General features: G+C 57.9%; 13 protein-coding genes. 8 read left to right on the top strand and 5 right to left on the bottom strand.

The window, feature by feature from the left end; genetic code table 11:
- The 4 genes from RM96_RS34010 to RM96_RS33990 form a co-directional block, all read left to right on the top strand.
- Positions 1–446, top strand: a 446-nt coding sequence (locus tag RM96_RS34010; RefSeq protein ID WP_039016162.1) for a porin, incomplete at its 5' end; no start/stop codon positions are given.
- 2088 nt (positions 447–2534) lie between these two features.
- Positions 2535–3725, top strand: a complete 1191-nt coding sequence (locus RM96_RS34005) for an MFS transporter (RefSeq protein ID WP_039016157.1) — start codon at positions 2535–2537, stop codon at positions 3723–3725.
- A 596-nt stretch (positions 3726–4321) separates the two neighbouring features.
- Positions 4322–4918: a short chain dehydrogenase gene (locus RM96_RS33995; RefSeq protein WP_039016161.1), complete on the top strand. Its 597-nt coding sequence runs from the start codon at positions 4322–4324 to the stop codon at positions 4916–4918.
- A 515-nt stretch (positions 4919–5433) separates the two neighbouring features.
- Positions 5434–5877: a GNAT family N-acetyltransferase gene (locus RM96_RS33990; protein ID WP_039016155.1), complete on the top strand. Its 444-nt coding sequence runs from the start codon at positions 5434–5436 to the stop codon at positions 5875–5877.
- A 572-nt stretch (positions 5878–6449) separates the two neighbouring features.
- On the opposite strand, the gene RM96_RS33985 is transcribed toward RM96_RS33990, so the two are convergent.
- From RM96_RS33985 to RM96_RS33975, 3 genes are all read right to left on the bottom strand, one after another.
- On the bottom strand, positions 6450–6767 hold the full coding sequence (locus tag RM96_RS33985; RefSeq protein ID WP_039016154.1) for a hypothetical protein: 318 nt from the start codon (positions 6765–6767) through the stop codon (positions 6450–6452).
- A gap of 454 nt (positions 6768–7221) precedes the next feature.
- Positions 7222–7785 (bottom strand): carboxymuconolactone decarboxylase family protein, encoded by a 564-nt coding sequence (locus RM96_RS33980; protein ID WP_052279906.1) that lies wholly within the window; start codon positions 7783–7785, stop codon positions 7222–7224.
- A 715-nt stretch (positions 7786–8500) separates the two neighbouring features.
- Entirely contained in the window at positions 8501–9556 is a 1056-nt protein-coding gene (locus tag RM96_RS33975) for a VTT domain-containing protein (RefSeq protein WP_193752575.1), read from the bottom strand.
- Between the two features lie 307 nt (positions 9557–9863).
- On the opposite strand from RM96_RS33975, the gene RM96_RS38240 reads away from it, so the two are divergent.
- Together RM96_RS38240 and RM96_RS33965 are read left to right on the top strand one after the other, a co-directional pair.
- Complete coding sequence (locus tag RM96_RS38240; protein WP_082016833.1) at positions 9864–10544, top strand: SOS response-associated peptidase; 681 nt, start codon at positions 9864–9866, stop codon at positions 10542–10544.
- Between the two features lie 197 nt (positions 10545–10741).
- The gene (locus RM96_RS33965; protein WP_039016153.1) at positions 10742–11119 is read left to right on the top strand and encodes a RidA family protein; all 378 of its coding nucleotides are present in this window, start codon (positions 10742–10744) and stop codon (positions 11117–11119) included.
- On the opposite strand, the gene RM96_RS38235 is transcribed toward RM96_RS33965, so the two are convergent.
- Both RM96_RS38235 and RM96_RS33960 read right to left on the bottom strand, forming a co-directional pair.
- Positions 11045–11305, bottom strand: coding sequence for a copper-binding protein (locus tag RM96_RS38235; protein WP_082016832.1), 261 nt, complete (start codon positions 11303–11305; stop codon positions 11045–11047). The two genes, RM96_RS33965 and RM96_RS38235, sit on opposite strands and share 75 nt — an antisense overlap.
- Complete coding sequence (locus RM96_RS33960; RefSeq protein ID WP_039016152.1) at positions 11305–13107, bottom strand: sulfatase-like hydrolase/transferase; 1803 nt, start codon at positions 13105–13107, stop codon at positions 11305–11307. Before RM96_RS33960 ends, RM96_RS38235 begins: the two co-directional genes overlap by 1 nt.
- Before the next feature lie 1776 nt (positions 13108–14883).
- Between RM96_RS33960 and phaP the strand changes: the two genes are divergently transcribed.
- A complete protein-coding gene (gene phaP, locus RM96_RS33955) occupies positions 14884–15447 on the top strand; it encodes a phasin family protein (RefSeq protein ID WP_039016151.1) in 564 nt (187 codons plus the stop codon).
- 126 nt (positions 15448–15573) lie between these two features.
- A partial coding sequence (locus RM96_RS33950; protein ID WP_039016150.1) for an SDR family NAD(P)-dependent oxidoreductase occupies positions 15574–15905 on the top strand: 332 nt, incomplete at its 3' end.

The following is a 15905-nucleotide window of genomic DNA, read 5'->3' as shown; positions in this document are numbered from 1 at the left end:
CGTTCTCGGTGGGCGCCGCCTATGACCAGTTCCAGGGCAGCACCCTGGCTTCGGCGGACCTGACCGCCAAGCGCGCCGCGATTGGCGCCTCGTATGCCTTCGGTGATGCCAAGGTGTTCGCTGGCTACCGCTGGATGCGCGACGAGGTCACCACTGGTACGGCCCGTCACGACAACCTGTATTGGCTTGGCGCGAACTACAGGTTGACCCCGGCCTTCACCCTGACTGGCGCGGCTTACTATACGGACGCCCGCACTGACAGCAAGGATTCGTGGATGTTTGTACTGAACGCCGACTACGCGTTCTCCAAGCGGACCGATGCGTACCTGCTGCTCGGCTATGTGAACAACAAGGGCAATGCCACCTTCGGCGTGACCGGAACGGCCAATACCTTGCCGGGCCAGAATCAGACTGGCGCAATGATGGGTGTGCGTCACCGCTTCTAATCCGTCTCCAGCACGCATTTCGCGCGTGCCAACGACAGCTCATATCGACCTTGACTTGTCACTGGGCTCAAGGACGTTTGGCCGGCAGCGATGCCGGCCATTTTTTCGCCTGTGGCTGTGATTGTCGTTGACGCGCCAGTTTGCATGCTTCAGTGCCAAATCAATGCGCCGTCTCCGAGTTGGACGCGCTAGCAGCCGTCATGAAGGGACGGCTCAATCGGGGGGCAGCCAGGTCAACGCCGCCAGGAAGGACGCGCGACGGTATGGCGATCGCGAGTTTCGCAGGCTCGGCATCTGGCTGTGCTCGCGACTTGAGCTTGCCTGTTTCAGAACTTGCCGATTGTCACGAGTTCTGAGTCAACTCGGCTCGGATATCACGGTCACCATCGACGCCAGGGAGAGAACTACTAATGCGTGTACGTTTAATTTTGACAATTGTTAAGCCCCTAGGCAGTGAAGGGCTGCCAGGGACCGGCGTAAGAATTTAAAACACCCGCGCATTTGCAGCAGAGATATAGATGAATGCAGCGAATATGAGGATAAGAAAGAAAGCTCCAGTCATAATATTCGCTTTGAAGGCTTTCATTTTTCCTCCTTGTTTTCTAACAAAAATTATGTCGTGTGGAAGAATGACGTGTACCGGTGACGATGCATCTGAGCTTTATTTGAGCGACGCCAATGACTGGCGATGAACAGTAAGCAAGGCTGACCAGATGCAAGGGCACAGAGGCGCTATTAGCTTAGTGGCTTATAACCGGATTCGCCTTCAACCAAAAGTATGAAACTGGCGACAATAAAACGATTATTAAATCTGACCTGCATCGCGTTCATATGGGCTTAGCCTCACGTGGCATTCCTCGCAGCGGAGCCCGTCTATAAGCGAATATGATTGACGCTCCGTGCGAGGGAGACGAGCGAGCGCGACGTGTGACTACAGCTGTCCACGTGCAGGGCCGATGCAGGTGAAAAACATGGTAGTTAACCCCTGATATTAGGGTTTTCTAAATCGCCATTAAATTTAGCGCAATTGGACCCACCCACCTGCGCTACCACGCCCGGTGACGCGGGTTCTTTTTTAGGTGCTCGCGTTGGGCTCGGTCAAAGTTCTGACGCAGACCTATACTTCCTACCGATAAGTTTTGATGTGCGGCCCGGCGGTACGCTACCCAATGCCATGGAAATCTATGCATTGCAGCCTGTTTCGGGGGGCTTCGCGCCCAAGTGGCTCAAGCCTGAGCGCATAGAGCGAGTCCCGGTCAATGACAATCAGGTGACACTGGATGGTATGGAGCTTAGGTTGTGCGGCAGGCGTACTGCCAGCGGGAAAGTTAGAAGTGGGGAGTATCACATCCCGCCAGGAACCCTGGTCGAAGTCTGGCGTGATGCGGATGGATTGTTCGTGTGCGCGCGGGCAGCAGACGTAGACAGCGTCCGGCTGGGGCAATTAGCAAGGGACGCTGCTTTACGGGCTGCTGTGAAGGAGCGGGAGCAGCGTCTTCGCGCACAAGCAGCTGCTTTCAATGCTGACCTTGCGATTCCGCTCAGGTGGGCGCCCGGCGTTACAGAAGATGACCGGGCGCAACAGGATGGAGCGTCTGAGCAAAGCAGCGACAGAGTTATTCACATCCTTCTCCGAGAGAGCCTTCATGATGGGCGCCTGATACGCAAGGCCGGCGATTTGCTATGTAGGCGCTCGGCAGGATTGGGTAGCGGGCGTCGGCAGGTACCGAGGCCGGTAGAAGGCGCCCAGGTTACCTGCAAGGAATGCCTTGCGTTCGCTAAGCGCTGGCGCTCCGACTAGATGACCCTATTCAATGGAACGGTGTCAGCCTTCGTGCCCGTGTTGGCAGTGTTCCTCATGGCTGCGATGGTCTTGATCGCCATGCTCTTCCTGTTCGTGCCATCTCCGTTCACGCCAGCAATCTTCTCGTTGTTCGCTTTCACCCCTATAGGGCGAGTATCGTGAGCTCGGAACAACAACATATACAGGACACCACCCGTGGCTCAGCGAAGGGGTCGCGACGTGAAGAGATTCCATCTTAATGAAAGCTGGGGCCGAGCGCCGCCTGGCGTCACCGGGAAAAGAGAATGGCAATGAATGCTCCTGCCAACACCCTGCGTCAGATTCCTACCGGTATTTGGATGCTGGGCTTCGTCAGCCTTCTCATGGACGTATCGTCTGAAATCATCCACAGTCTGCTACCGGTCTTCATGGTAACGACGCTGAGTGCCAGTGCCCTCGCGGTCGGACTGATAGAAGGCGTGGCGGAAGCGACAGCACTGATTGTGAAGGTCTTTTCCGGTGCTCTGAGTGACTATCTGGGAAAGCGCAAGGGCCTGGCTGTGTTCGGCTATGCGCTCGGCGCGCTGTCGAAGCCGTTTTTTGCATTGGCCCCCGGCGTCGGTACGGTGCTGGGGGCACGCCTTACCGACCGCATTGGCAAGGGCATTCGTGGCGCACCGCGTGATGCCCTGGTAGCGGATATTGCGCCACCGCATCTTCGCGGTGCTGCTTTTGGCCTGCGGCAGTCCCTTGACACGGTGGGCGCGTTCCTCGGTCCCCTGATTGCCATTGGACTGATGTATCTGTGGGCAAACGACTTCCGTGCTGTTTTCTGGGTGGCTGTTATCCCAGGTATCTTGTCCGTTGCCCTGCTCATGTTCGGCGTGCAAGAGCCTGAGGTGCACCAAAATGCGAATAGAGTGAATCCCATCCAGCGGGAGAACCTTGCGCGCCTGAGTCCCGCCTATTGGGGTGTGGTTGCTGTGGGTGCGGTGTTCACCCTGGCACGATTCAGTGAAGCCTTCCTGGTCCTGCGGGCTCAGCAAGTCGGCCTGCCGCTATTCTTGGCGCCGTTGGTTCTCGTAGCGATGAATCTGGTGTATTCGGTTTCGGCCTACCCATTTGGGAAGCTTGCGGACGGACAAAGCCATACCAAACTTCTCGTGTGGGGGCTGCTGGTACTGATTGCCGCCGACGTCGTGCTGGCGATGAGCTCGCACTGGGCAGTTACGCTGTGTGGGGTTGCACTCTGGGGCCTGCACATGGGAATGACACAAGGACTGCTGGCCACCATGGTCGCCGATTCGGCGCCTGCAGACATGAGGGGCACGGCATTCGGGGTGTTCAACGTTGCCAGCGGTTTGGCACTGCTGGTTGCTAGCGGACTTGCGGGCTGGTTTTGGGACAGACTGGGGGCCGCCTTCACGTTCTATGGTGGGGCTGCGTTCTGCGGCGCGACCATCGCGTTGGTATGGTCCATGCGAGCGACACAATAGGGACACTCGGGTATCAGGTCGACGCAGACCAGCCGCGACCAGCAGGTAGCCGCCCAAAGCGAGCATGCACACGCAGCGTAAGCGCCAGCGCTGGCAGCCCGGCTAGCGGGGGCATGGTCCAGCTTGCCTTGTCGGCCACATGTACCCTGTTGACGGCTGTGGCGAGGGAAGGCGGTGCTTCTCATAGCGCTTGATCAAGAGCGAGGCGACCAGAGCAAGGGCTGTACCGCCTAGCAGGATGCCCAGAATCGCGTGCTCGCCCATCGCGAAGTACAGCCAGCAGCACGTCATGCGCTTGCAAGAGGGCCCCATCGCCCGTCACGGGCTTGGTAGCTTCCAGCCTCTGCTGCTCACGCTCCTCGGTTTGTCGATGGATACGGTGGGGATGCACGCATTGGTGCGGCTGTTTTGCGGCTATGGCAGGGTGACTGCTGAGGGAGTGTGGCCATTCCTTGCCGCCCGGTAGCCAGGCACCGGCCGTCGGCGCGTAGTTGCGCGCAAGGCGTATGCTATGAACCAGGCCATTTCATCTTGAAAACGGGTTGGGTACCGAGGGGCCGTTCCCTACTGCCCATCATCTGTTACAAGGGGGACGTATGCGCATACTGGTCATTGGAGCCACAGGGCTCCTTGGGAAAGAAATTACGGCTTTGTTGTCGGAAGAGCACGACGTGATAGGGGCCAGTCGTAGCTCTCCGGCGCTCTCAGTGGACATCTCCGATAAGCAGTCGATTCTGGCGATGTACAAACAAGTGGGCACGGTTGACGCGGTGGTCTGCGTAGGAGGCACCGCGAAGTTCGCCCCACTGGATGCCCTGACTGACGATGATTTTGCATTCAGCCTGGCCAATAAGCTGATGGGGCAGGTCAATCTTGTCCGGTATGGGGTTCCATACATCTCCCCGGGCGGGTCGGTGACGCTCACCAGTGGCACCCTCGCGCAGCATCCAGTGCTCGGTGGGGCTGCAGTGAGCACAGTGAACGCCGGCATCGAGGCGTTCGGGCGGGCAGCAGCGCTCGAATTGCAAGGCAAGATTCGCGTGAACGTTGTCAGCCCTGGATGGGTGTGGGAGACGCTCGAGGCGATGGGACGCGACCCCGCTAAGGGCGTTCGGGCAGCGGTGGTTGCACAGGTTTACCAGAAATGTATTCTGGAAGATATTTCCGGGCAGGTGGTCTCGGTCACCCACTGAATCGCATCGTCCACGCGCCGCTCCAAGCACCAACGTTTCCCAATGCCTGGGCCGGACGCTGTCCGTGGGAGCTTTGTCGGCAGGAATAAGCGAAAAGCCCCAGCGCGCGAAATACGCGGGCCGACGCCGACGCCGAGAGCAATACTGCGTGTCGTACTTCGGTGCCGCGTGCAAGCATCAAGAGGGCGTCGACAAGGCGGGTAGCAACACCTCTATCCCGGCAGGCTGGTCATCTTCTGATACAGCCGCTCCTCATTCCGAACGAACGGAAGCCAACCATGTTTATGGTGGACCCGGGGCTTTGCATGACTGCCTCAGGTGAAATTAAAACTCTTCACATCAGAATTAAATCACTCAATATTGCCTGGCGCTGGACACGGGGCACGGAATGGCGAAGGCGGGCATTATGTTTAAAATGGTGCCACTCATACAGTTAGCCGATGGTATGCCTCGAACTCTTGCGACATACTGCTTGGAGAACATCGTTGCACCTGCGTCAGGAGGCATGAAAAAGAATGATAAAAGATGTGAAAATTCGCGCAGCCGGGTCGGCAGATGTGGAGGCAATCTCGCAGATGCTCCGTTCCTGCGGTTTGCCCGGCAGCAATATAGACCCCTCGTCCCGCCTCTACAGCCTGACCGTCTTAGGTGAAAAGGTAATCGGCTGCGCCAGCGGCGAAATGCATGGCGAGACGGTCATCGTCCATGCCGCTGCGGTTCTCGACGAGTACCGGGGCCACCAGGTCGCCACGCATCTGGTGAGGGCCATCCTGATGCGCGCCCGCACCAGCGGCTGCAGCAGGGCTGCAGTGCTCACGGCCGAGCATCCCGCGTTCTTTGCCCGCTTCGGGTTCACGCTCACCGCATTGGACGAAATCCCGCAGGAGATGCAGCTATCGAAGGAATTCCTTCGGCGCTTTGGCGAAAGGACGCACTACATGTGCCGTCGTCTCGACTGATGTCCATAGCGACACACGCGCATCGTGACGCTGATAGCGGCAGCACTGCTTCTTGCCTTGGTTCTTCGTGCGCTGTATCTGCATCTGCAGGTGGCGCACGCAGAGTTGATTCGCCGTGACACGAAGGGTCCACTTAGCTACGAGGTGCGGCGGCGTGTTTATATGGAGGTACTTCCTCTGCATGTTTCGGAGTACCCAGAGCCCAGGGAGGTGCGCACCCGTGTTCTTCGGCTTACTGGTGTGGTGCTGTGGCGCAAGCCATTAAGCATCGCCCTCCCCACCGAATCATGTGGGCGCCTTGAGGATGTCTCTGCCAGGGAATTTGATGGCCGCTTCCCCGCGTGCTTGCAGCTGGGCCCATCTCGGAAACGCTAGCAGAGTATGAGCTCAACTCCGAGTTTCATGCTTGCAACCTCGGCCATTCGGAATACCTCAATCAGGGTAGGGCGCAATTGGGAGAGCCTACCCGGAGCGGTCACATCGGCGCCGCTCGCGCCCGAGCGCGCCCACAGGTACCTGGTTCCGCTTGCTACGGGGATATGGGCAGCGTGACACGAGTTTGGGAATCGTCCCTACTGGTAGCCGTTGAGCCAGCCCGCTTCTTTCATTAAACGCTGTCCGAGTGCCTGGATACGTCTGCGCGCCCGGCGTGCGCACTCTTCTGGCGAACTGTGAGGCGCCGGCAGCCGTTGGATGCCACGACAGACTCGCCGAAAAATGAAGTCAATCTCATTCTCGGTGAAATCGCCATAGTCGCGGTACGTAGTACGCTTTTCCTTTAAGTACGTGTCCAGCTCGACTTCCGCGAGCATCAGCGCGTTAGCCAGCAGAGACCGCGAGTGCAAGCGCAGCCAGCGACGCCGCCAAGGCTTGTAGCCCTCGTCGTTCATTTGACCCCCGATACCAAAACGCCATCTCCGCATGCGGCTTGAACTCCAAAGAGCCTCTACCGGGCGCGTGTGGCGAGAGTTTTAAAGTCCAGCATAGGACTCTGCCAAGCGAGCAGCAATGAAGAAAGGCAGAAAATGGGACCTACTAAAGAGGGGGGTGAAACGTTAATCGAGATGGCCAAGCGGCGCGACACCTTGGTGTCGTTCAAATCGCTTCATGAAGAGAGGGGGCAGCAGCGGACCGATTTCCCGCGAAGGGCTGGCTTTGACGTAGCGTGTGTCGGGCACGAGAAACCATAGGCGGGGCTTGGCGCGGAGAGCTACCCAGCTGAGCGCCGGACGTTAGGGCCGCACGCTTGACAGGTGGCGAGGACATGACCTCCAGTGGCATGTCCTCAGTCCCGACGAGCGAAAATCCAGGGTGAAGGTGTCTTGATGATGCTGTGGCGACCTGCTAGCCGACCGCCAATGCAGGCCCATTGACCTTCGCACGGAATACGTGGCTGGTATAGCTGTCCAGCGTATTTGCCGCGATTGCCAGAATGATGTCCAGAATGTTTTCTTCACGATAGCCAGCATGCAAAAAGGTCTTGACCTCATGCTCGCTAGGGCGACCGCGATGGATGAACATGGTCCGTGTAAAGCTAACGAGGGCACGAAGCCGGGCATCAGCGAGAGGCCTGCCGGCACGGATTGCCACCATTATCTTTCTGAACGTCTCACTGGCGGTGCAGGCGCCCTCGTCAGACGCCTCGTAGTTGCAGCCGCTGGCAACCGCGAGTACAAGAAAGACCACCCGCTGTTCGAGCGGCGTCAGGGTCGAGTCCTGAGTCAAGGCGCGGCAGCAATTCCGGTACGTGGCAAACAGTGCTGGCACACCGGCCATGGCGGCATTCATGGGCGGGACAACATTCGTCTCATCGATTGCCTTGCAGCGTGTGTCACTATCATTGGCGGGTGCGGTTTCCCGGCCGGCAACGCGGAGCGAAATGCCGGTACCAGCAAGCATGTTCTTCATGGCTCAAGTCTCGGTTGGGTGATTGCTGCTTGATATCTGCTTGCGACGAGTCGGTAATGAGCCGCTCACAAGGCAAGATGGTCGGCACTCATCCTCGGGACTGCAGGCGGAAACACACGCCAGTAAACATCATCGTGCCGAAAGAAGAACAACGTGCGCAACGCTGCCGGTTGCGCGCTCTCGACGCATACGTAGCGTCTCTGGCCCGCAGGCGTGCGACTGAACTCAACTACGCCGACCGATGTCGTGGGACCAGGCGCGAGCCATTTTCCGACATGGAAACGCAGTGACTGCTCATTCGTGCTTTTCATGACCCCTCCAACATCCGGTTCTTTTTTTGCCGCGTCTATGGGGCCAACAAATGTCATGGCCTGGGTGAAGGTGGCTGAGCGAGCCGATGCACGGCAATGCGCTTCATGACACCTACGCTTCGCGGTCGAATCTTGAGAAAGAACTCTATGCCATAAACTGCCGCCCTGCGTATCGTTTGGTGAAATAGCAACAGACGAAATGCAGGGAGGTGGGGTCTCCCCATGCGCCTCTCGGGGATTGAACAGAAGCGCGGTCTTGTTTGCCTGGACTCAGACGACAAGTGTCCGGATGTGGAATTAGAAATGATTTATATCAGGATTAAGGCGCTCAATATAAGCGATGGCAGTGGGAATTCCTGCTCGAGCCTCGTGGCCGGCTCCATTCTTCCTGTCGTAGTCGTCTTTCAATTCGGAGCAACGGCACGCACAGTTACTTCGTCTTTGTCATCGCCTCCAGCGCCCTCCTGCTCGGTCGCCATCGGGAGCGACTCTACTGGGTAGCCGTGATGTTCCCACGCATCAAGGCCGCCCTTCAAGGCGCGTACATGCCGGAATCCCTTTCGACGCATTTGCTGCGAAATCTTTTTCGCAGTTGCTTCGTTAGGGCAAACGCAATAGACCACGAGGTCGTGTTCAAGGAGCGCCTTATCAACTTTCTCGGGTGATGCCAGGTCAATCGGTATCGCGCCGGGGATGCGGTGCGGTTCTGCCTGCCGTACCGCTTGCGGGCGACCATCGAGAATGACAGGCGGACGCTCGGACCGCATCATTTCATCCAGCTGCTGCGGTGTGATTCGAATATGCGCAAGCCAGCGACGAAATCGCAGGCGCTGAATCCACCGATATGCCGCGAAACATGCCGTGACCGCGAGAAAAACTTCGGCAACCGTTACGCCATGCGCACTAACCAGAGCCATCATCCTGGTCAGCTGTGGGCCAAAAAGAGTTCCTCCAGCGAGCCATGCTCCCGACCACATCGCGCCGCCAGCAATGTCCCACGAGAAGAAGATTCTTCGGTCAATTTTGGTGGTACCCAAAAGCGGGGACGCGATAAGTCCGAGGCCGGGAACGAATTTCGCCACGAGCAGCAGCGGCGCCCCATAACGCTCGAACCAGGCGTGAGTCCTCCGAATACTTGAGTCCAGCGATAGTGATATTCGGACCAGGCGTGTGAGGATGCGACGACCAAAGTGCCGTCCAAGCACAAACCACAGCCCATCCGAAATAAGAACGGCAGCGACCGCTGCCATGAATACGGAACCGAAAGAGACTAAACCGGCAGCTACCTGAGAGCCAGCTAACAGAAGCATCGGCGCGGCCGGTACCGGCGCGCCAAGTTGTGTGACCAGGACACTGAGGAATACTACCAGGGCTCCCCATTCGGAGATTAAGGTGGGTGAAACTGTAATCAACAACTGGCTCCGCTCATCTTCGACAAACGAGTAGGGCGCGATGGACACGCGTGTCGACGCGTCGCATTGTCGCACAAGCAAAGGAGCGCTGCCTGGCAGGATGAGAAGGCGTACCCCTGCGCGGCGCACGCCCGCTTTGTTACGCGGGACTGATTCCGGCCAATGGCGTTTCCTCTGTAAGGCAGAGTCAGGGCGCCAGCGTCGCTGCAGGAATGGATTGCCAGGGGGTTCATACCGTGTGGGGTCAAGGTCGGAACTCAGTGAGAGAGACCTACATGTCTGGTAGCTCACATAGCTGCATTCCTTGGTGCGTCCACGGGGCATATTCTGTCCCGTAAAACTACAAGAGATAACCATGTGTGGACGCATTGCCCAATATAGCCAGTTTGAGGTGTGGGAAAATGGATTGGGCTGGCGATGCGCTCGTCCAGCAGCAGTTTTTCCGAGTTACAACGTCACACCGAACCATAGTCCCCTTGTGCTGCATAGGCTGGGCGAGGAGGAGGCACCGAGCGCCGAGTATGTCCGCTGGGGCTGGAGGCCGAGCGGACCTTATCCCGCCTGTTTTGTCATCAATGCTCGATTCGATAGAGTCGCGAAGAGCGAGTACTACAAGCTACTGTGGCGGAGGCGGCGGAGGGTAATTGTCCCTGCGGATGGGTGGTACGAATGGCCCATGATTCAAGGCATCAAGCGGCCTCAATATATAAGTCGCAAAGATGGGCCTTGTTTCCTCGCAGCCTTGGCATATTGGGAATCCGGCGTAGCGGTCCAGCCAGAGGGCGCGGGTTTTGTTCTCATTACCGACGACGTCAAAGGAGGACTAACGGACGTCCATGACAGCCGGCCAGTCGTACTGTCCGGCGTAGATGCCGCAGCATGGGTAGACCCGGCGCTGACACCCCGGGGAGCGTCAGTGTTGATGCACCTGCATTGCCTCCCCGCGGAAGCCTTCCAGTGGTGGGAAGTAGGCATGGCAGTCGGCAACGTGCTGAATCAGGGCAAGGAACTGATACGGAGCGTTGCCACCGCGTGAGAACAAGCCGCCAGGTTTGGCGGCGACAGGCCGACAGAGTCCAGGGCGCATTTCGGTACGCCGTCCGCCGTTCGCAGCTGTACAGCAGGTGCGGGCACGCAAGGAAGGTTCACTAGGTCCTGTGCCATCGGCGACCTGGTGCCACATCACGGAAAAACCCTGGTTCGCGGTGGGATATCGGTTAGGAGGGGAACCAAATGGCGATTGACTACTTTGCAGAAGACAATCCGGGCACACGAACCCTGCCACGTTCACTGGCGACTAAAGCCGGGGACTTTGTGTTTGTATCCGGTCAGGTAGCCAGAAACGAAGACGGCAGCATCGTCGCTGGCGGGATAGAAGCGCATGCGCGTCAGACGCTGAGGAACGTCGCTCATGTACTTGCGCTCGCCGGGTGCACTCTCGAGGACGTCGTGAAGACAACGGTCTGGCTTGAAGACGCACGCGACTTCGATGAATTCAACCGCGTTTATGGAGAGTTCTTCTGTGCGAACAAGCCGTCACGTTCGACATTGGAAGCGAAAAATATGGTCGGCACCAAGGTAGAAATCGAGGTCATTGCTTATAAGCCTTGAGCCCCAGTGCGCGTCATGAGCTCCCTTGGTCATCGCCGACATGCCCAGGTTCTCGATGTGGCAGTGCTTGAGGGTGACCTTGCCATTAGCCGCGTTGACCTTGCGTACTCCGGCCTTACCCACTCTTGGCGTCTGGGGCAACTGCCAGTTACGCGCGTGGGAGTGGCGAGTAGGAATAGGGCGCATCAAGCGCCGGCCATCGTTTCAGCAGTCACCTCCCACCCTGCGTCGATACCGCCGGGGAGCATCTGCCCACGGTCTTCGCCGACCTCCGTGTCTATTAGTCGATTCAGCTTTTCATTCATAGTGACGATGAGTTCGCGCTGCTTGCCATCGGCTGCCAGATTGTTCATTTCGAACGGGTCGACATGTAGGTCATACAACTCGACGTCGTTGAACCGGTTGAGGTCCTCGAGCGTCTTCGGCTCGTTATGCTGCTTGGGTGAAAAGTAGCGCGCGAAACTATAGCGCCCATCGTAGACCGAACGCACGGCGCCACGCTTCATCAGGTCGGGTCTGATGCCCGCGCTCTTGAGTTCGTCAGGCTTGCCGCCGGCTTGCATATGTGCGACGGCCTTGAAAAGAAAGTCACCATCGATATAGGCAAGCATGTTGTAGCAGAAGAGCGCACCATCGCGGACGGCGTTCAGGTCCGCCTTTTCCGGAGCGGCGAGCAAGCCAGAGAAATCCCTGCCTGGAAGCCCCTTGGCAATGACTGCGCGCTTGTCGGTCGCGACGCCGGTCATCGCAACCAGCGTCGGTGCGATGTCCAAATGCGAGGTAACGGCGCGACACTGCTTACCACCTGGGTAGGCCGGGTGAGCGATGATTAGGGGGACGTTATTCTGTTCCCGATACGAAACAGCGCCCTTGGCGTGGAGCTGATGGGCTCCATCCATGTCGCCGTGGTCCGAGGTCAGAATTACGATGGTCTTGTCAGCCAGACCTGCGGCATCGAGTTCGGCCAGCAGTGCCGCAATATTGCGGTCAACGTCGCGCAGGCAGTTCAAATAATAGTTGTGCCGCCGAAGCCAGCGCGCAGCTTCATTCGGGATCTCCCCGACCAATGCATCGTGCGAACGCAGGAAATCGCGATGTGCCGGGGGGCGTCCCGGCGCATCGAGGGCTTGTGCATGACTCGATGGGAGCCTGAAGTCCCACTGCCTGGCATACAAGGAATCGACCGGGTCGCGCGCCACATGAGTAATGCCGCGCTGTGCCTGGACCACAGTGCCGGGTGCATCGGTGTCGTAGAACATCACGTCGTGCGGGTTCACGAGGTTGACCGCCAGGAACCATGGCTTTCCCTCCGCCGAAAGCTCCCTTCCCTTGCCGCGCAGCCAGCTGATACCCATCGCAGCGATGACGCCGTCGTGCGCGTACCCGCCACGGGTATGGGCGATGATGTCGCCGATTCCGATGTAATCGGAGAAGCCGTAGGCTTCCATTTCCGCAGTGAAAATTTTGGTCGGCGTGCCGAGCTTGTTGACCGTCTCGAATTCCTTGGTCAGGTGCCACTTCCCCTTGTACGCCGTGTAATAGCCTGCATCGCGAAGCAGGTCGCCGACCGTGCGTATTTCCGTCGACATGCTGTCAATCCACGGGAAGTTCGTGTTGTCGAACATCCGCGTATTCTGGATGTGCTGTCCCGTGTAGAGCACCGAGCGGGATGGCGTGCAGACGCATGAGTTAATCCGATGGTTCACGAACGTCGTGCCACGCTTCATCAGGCGTCCGTGCGCGGGCAAGCTATAGCCTACAGGCAGTTCACCCGGTCGGAAGTAGCGCTCCTGGTCGACGAGGATGAACAGAATGTTGTATGAGCCCAGAGCACGGCCCGCCGTGGATTGCCCAGATTGGTTCGCATCGGGAGCCGCACCCTTTGCGTCTTCCCCTGCGCCGAGGCTCACCGCCATCGCTCCTAATCCGGCTGCGCGAAAGAACTCCCGCCGGGTCAATGCGGCGCTCGGCGATTTATCATTGTCCATTGTGGTATCCCTTTCCATGACGCGGCGTTGGCCAACTTCGGGGCACCGCGAGCAGGGAGTGTCGCGCAGGTAATGCAAATGCAGTCTAGCAACCACTCTCCTTGCCAACAACTCGACCACCGGCGGCGGCTACGTCAATATTGTTGCCTACCGCACAGAGCTAGCTGTTCGCCGGGAACGCCGAGCTCTAACTGGCAATATGGTTCTTGCCGCTTTACGCCTCCGGAGTGCCTGTGAACCCCACTGACGCGGGTCTCCGTTCGGTGGCGCACTTTATCGGAAAGTGTTCTATGCTTCAAAGCTGGGCATCGGCTGGGAGTAAAACGCATGGATACGAAACCCAATAAAAATAAACAGGATTCCGGAAACCATGTAGAAAATAAAGGTAATAGCTCGGCCGAAAGGGTATGGGGCTATGAGGAAATAACGGCCACTGTAGAAGCGGAAATTCTCAGGCTTATGCAAGAGCGAACGGCGACGCCAAGAGATGCATACCGAAATCAGGCTTGGGCCTACGGCATCTATAGGAGTTGGGCTTTACTCACACAGGGACATCGTAAGCGTGAGGACGACGAAAGACTACACATGCTGACTCGAGGCCGATAGGGCCCCGAGGGCTTGGTGGAACCAGCCGGGTAATAGAGTCTCACGACGTCCGAAGCTTCATCGGTCCCAGAATCCCGATGGGCAGTGCTGCTACCACGTTCTCTAACCTCGCGTTGCCTTTTGCGCAAGGCATCCACCGCCTTTGTACCAACTTTAAAGATTTGAGATCAAAGTGTCTCTTAATTCTGACGTAAGAAAATTCTAAATCAATGTGGGCTGGCCCTGAAGTCCTGCTACCACCCACGTGACTAGCCGGCGACGCGGGCTCTCTTCGGCGGCCACAAATGAAATCAGTCGCCCCCTCCACGCGGCGTCTGAGTGATTCATAGAGGCCTGGTGGCCCTGAGGGGGGCTTGCTTCTACAGGCGTTCGAGTGGCCGCAGCACCCCACTGACATGGTTAGCCGTTGCAGTAGTGCAATCGCTCGCTGGACTTCGCGCGTCGCGCGAGGACAATACCGTCCGGTCGGTCGGAAAATAGCCGCCAAGGAAGTTGAATTCATATCAACTTGTGATATATCAATTCCGAGCAAATTCGCATGTGATAAGGCGAACAAAAAGGAGCACTAGGGATTATCCCGAATATGTCTGGCAATTGTATTGAACTGTCGGTGGCGACCAGCTAGGATGAACGTTCCGGGTGCGAGAACAAGCAAGCACCCGCCAGCCAGAACCTCGCGTCCGAGAGGAAAGAAGCGGTCTGTGCAAACCAGGCCAGCTGTCACGGACGGTAGTGAAGTCCCGTAGCAAAAATAAACCTACAGCTTGGGAGACGACTGTGCTGAGTCATCATGAATTTGCCACCCTGGTATTGGTAAACGACAGCTCTGACCCTGCGGAGTTGGACGGCGCGGATGTGGAGGCACTGTGCGCGCGTCAACTGGTTAGGCTTGAGCGTCTTGGGCCAAATCACAGCCGACCTCGAGTCACAACCCAGGGCTATGCTTTTCTCCAGGCCTTGGGGTGTGTTCGCGCAAGCGATTGTCGAGCGCGCCAGGCCTCTCAGTGAGCGCAATGCTATAACCCTTATAGACTGCCGGCGTTGGCGCTCTTGCGCCCCATCGCCGTGGCCCGCCAAGTCTCAAGGGTGCAATCCTTTCCCTCGATTCCCGCCTCATCCGAGCTCTCATCCGACGGCTCAGGTGGCGCGGCCGCACTTAGGAGATGCAAAATGACTCAGTGGTCCCCCGAGCAATTCAGTAAGGTGCAAATGGCAGGCCTTGAAACATTGGCCGGGCTAACCGGCAAGGCGTTTGAGGGCTTCGAAAAACTGCTGGAGTTGAATCTGCAAACGATGAAAGCGGCGCTGGCAGAGACACGGGAAGGGACAAAGAAGGCCTTATCGGCTAAGGATGGGAAGGAATTCGCCGAGTTGCAGATTGCATTCTTTCAGCCTGCAGTCGACAACGTACTGACGTATCGCCGTCAACTGCATGACATCCTGGCCGATATGCAGGCTGAGTTCGAGAAGGTCGTCGAGGTCCAATACACAACAGGCAAGCGCGGCCTCCAGGGTCTCATGGAAAGCGCAGTGAGCAACGCGCCGACAGGCTCAACGGCGCCGTTGGCCGCCTGGCAGGAGGCCGTCAAGGCGACCACGACGTTCTATGAGTCGATGCAAACGACGGCAAAGCAGGCCGTGCAAGTAGCCGAGAGCAGTTTCAACACTGCAGCGGCAGCCTCAAAAGGCATGCCACGTCGTGCAGCAAAGGCCTCACCGGTAGCTGCAAAGTAATTCGGCTGGCCTATCGGTGGTGCCTTCGAGGTACCCAGGAGGCAACCAAGTTCTGGAAGATGGCGGGACTTGGGGAGTCGCTGGACCGCATCATCTATGCGTACCATTGCTTAGGGGATTGGAGACATGACCAAAAAAGTTGCCGTAGTCACAGGCGGCATGGGCGGTATCGGTGAGGCTATCAGCGTCCGGCTGCATGACGCAGGTTATACGGTGGCTGTCACGCATTCCCCCGGTAATAGCGGCGTCGCGAGCTGGCTGGGAAAGATGGAGGAAAGCGGGCGCAGGTTCCACGCCTATCCGGTTGACGTTGCCGACTACGAGTCGTGCCAACTGTGTGTGGCAACAATTCGGGAGGCACTTGGCTCAGTCGACATTCTGATTAACAACGCCGGCATCACGCGCGACGCCAGCTTCAAGAAGTTGGACAAAGTCAATTGGGATGCGGTCATGCGAAC

The sequence above is a fragment of the Cupriavidus sp. IDO genome (assembly GCF_000812465.1).
In the GTDB taxonomy this organism is placed as follows: Bacteria; Pseudomonadota; Gammaproteobacteria; order Burkholderiales; family Burkholderiaceae; genus Cupriavidus.
This window is presented reverse-complemented; position numbering and strand designations above follow the sequence as displayed.

Bases quoted from the DNA above. Each gene is read 5' to 3' on its own strand.
- RM96_RS38235 (WP_082016832.1), bottom strand. From the start codon at position 11,305: ATGCGCCCTATTCCTACTCGCCACTCCCACGCGCGTAACTGGCAGTTG.
- RM96_RS34005 (WP_039016157.1), top strand. From the start codon at position 2,535: ATGGCAATGAATGCTCCTGCCAACACCCTGCGTCAGATTCCTACCGGT.
- RM96_RS33980 (WP_052279906.1), bottom strand. From the start codon at position 7,785: ATGAAGAACATGCTTGCTGGTACCGGCATTTCGCTCCGCGTTGCCGGC.
- RM96_RS33960 (WP_039016152.1), bottom strand. From the start codon at position 13,107: ATGGACAATGATAAATCGCCGAGCGCCGCATTGACCCGGCGGGAGTTC.
- RM96_RS33965 (WP_039016153.1), top strand. From the start codon at position 10,742: ATGGCGATTGACTACTTTGCAGAAGACAATCCGGGCACACGAACCCTG.
- RM96_RS38240 (WP_082016833.1), top strand. From the start codon at position 9,864: ATGTGTGGACGCATTGCCCAATATAGCCAGTTTGAGGTGTGGGAAAAT.
- phaP (WP_039016151.1), top strand. From the start codon at position 14,884: ATGACTCAGTGGTCCCCCGAGCAATTCAGTAAGGTGCAAATGGCAGGC.
- RM96_RS33985 (WP_039016154.1), bottom strand. From the start codon at position 6,767: ATGAACGACGAGGGCTACAAGCCTTGGCGGCGTCGCTGGCTGCGCTTG.
- RM96_RS33995 (WP_039016161.1), top strand. From the start codon at position 4,322: ATGCGCATACTGGTCATTGGAGCCACAGGGCTCCTTGGGAAAGAAATT.
- RM96_RS33990 (WP_039016155.1), top strand. From the start codon at position 5,434: ATGATAAAAGATGTGAAAATTCGCGCAGCCGGGTCGGCAGATGTGGAG.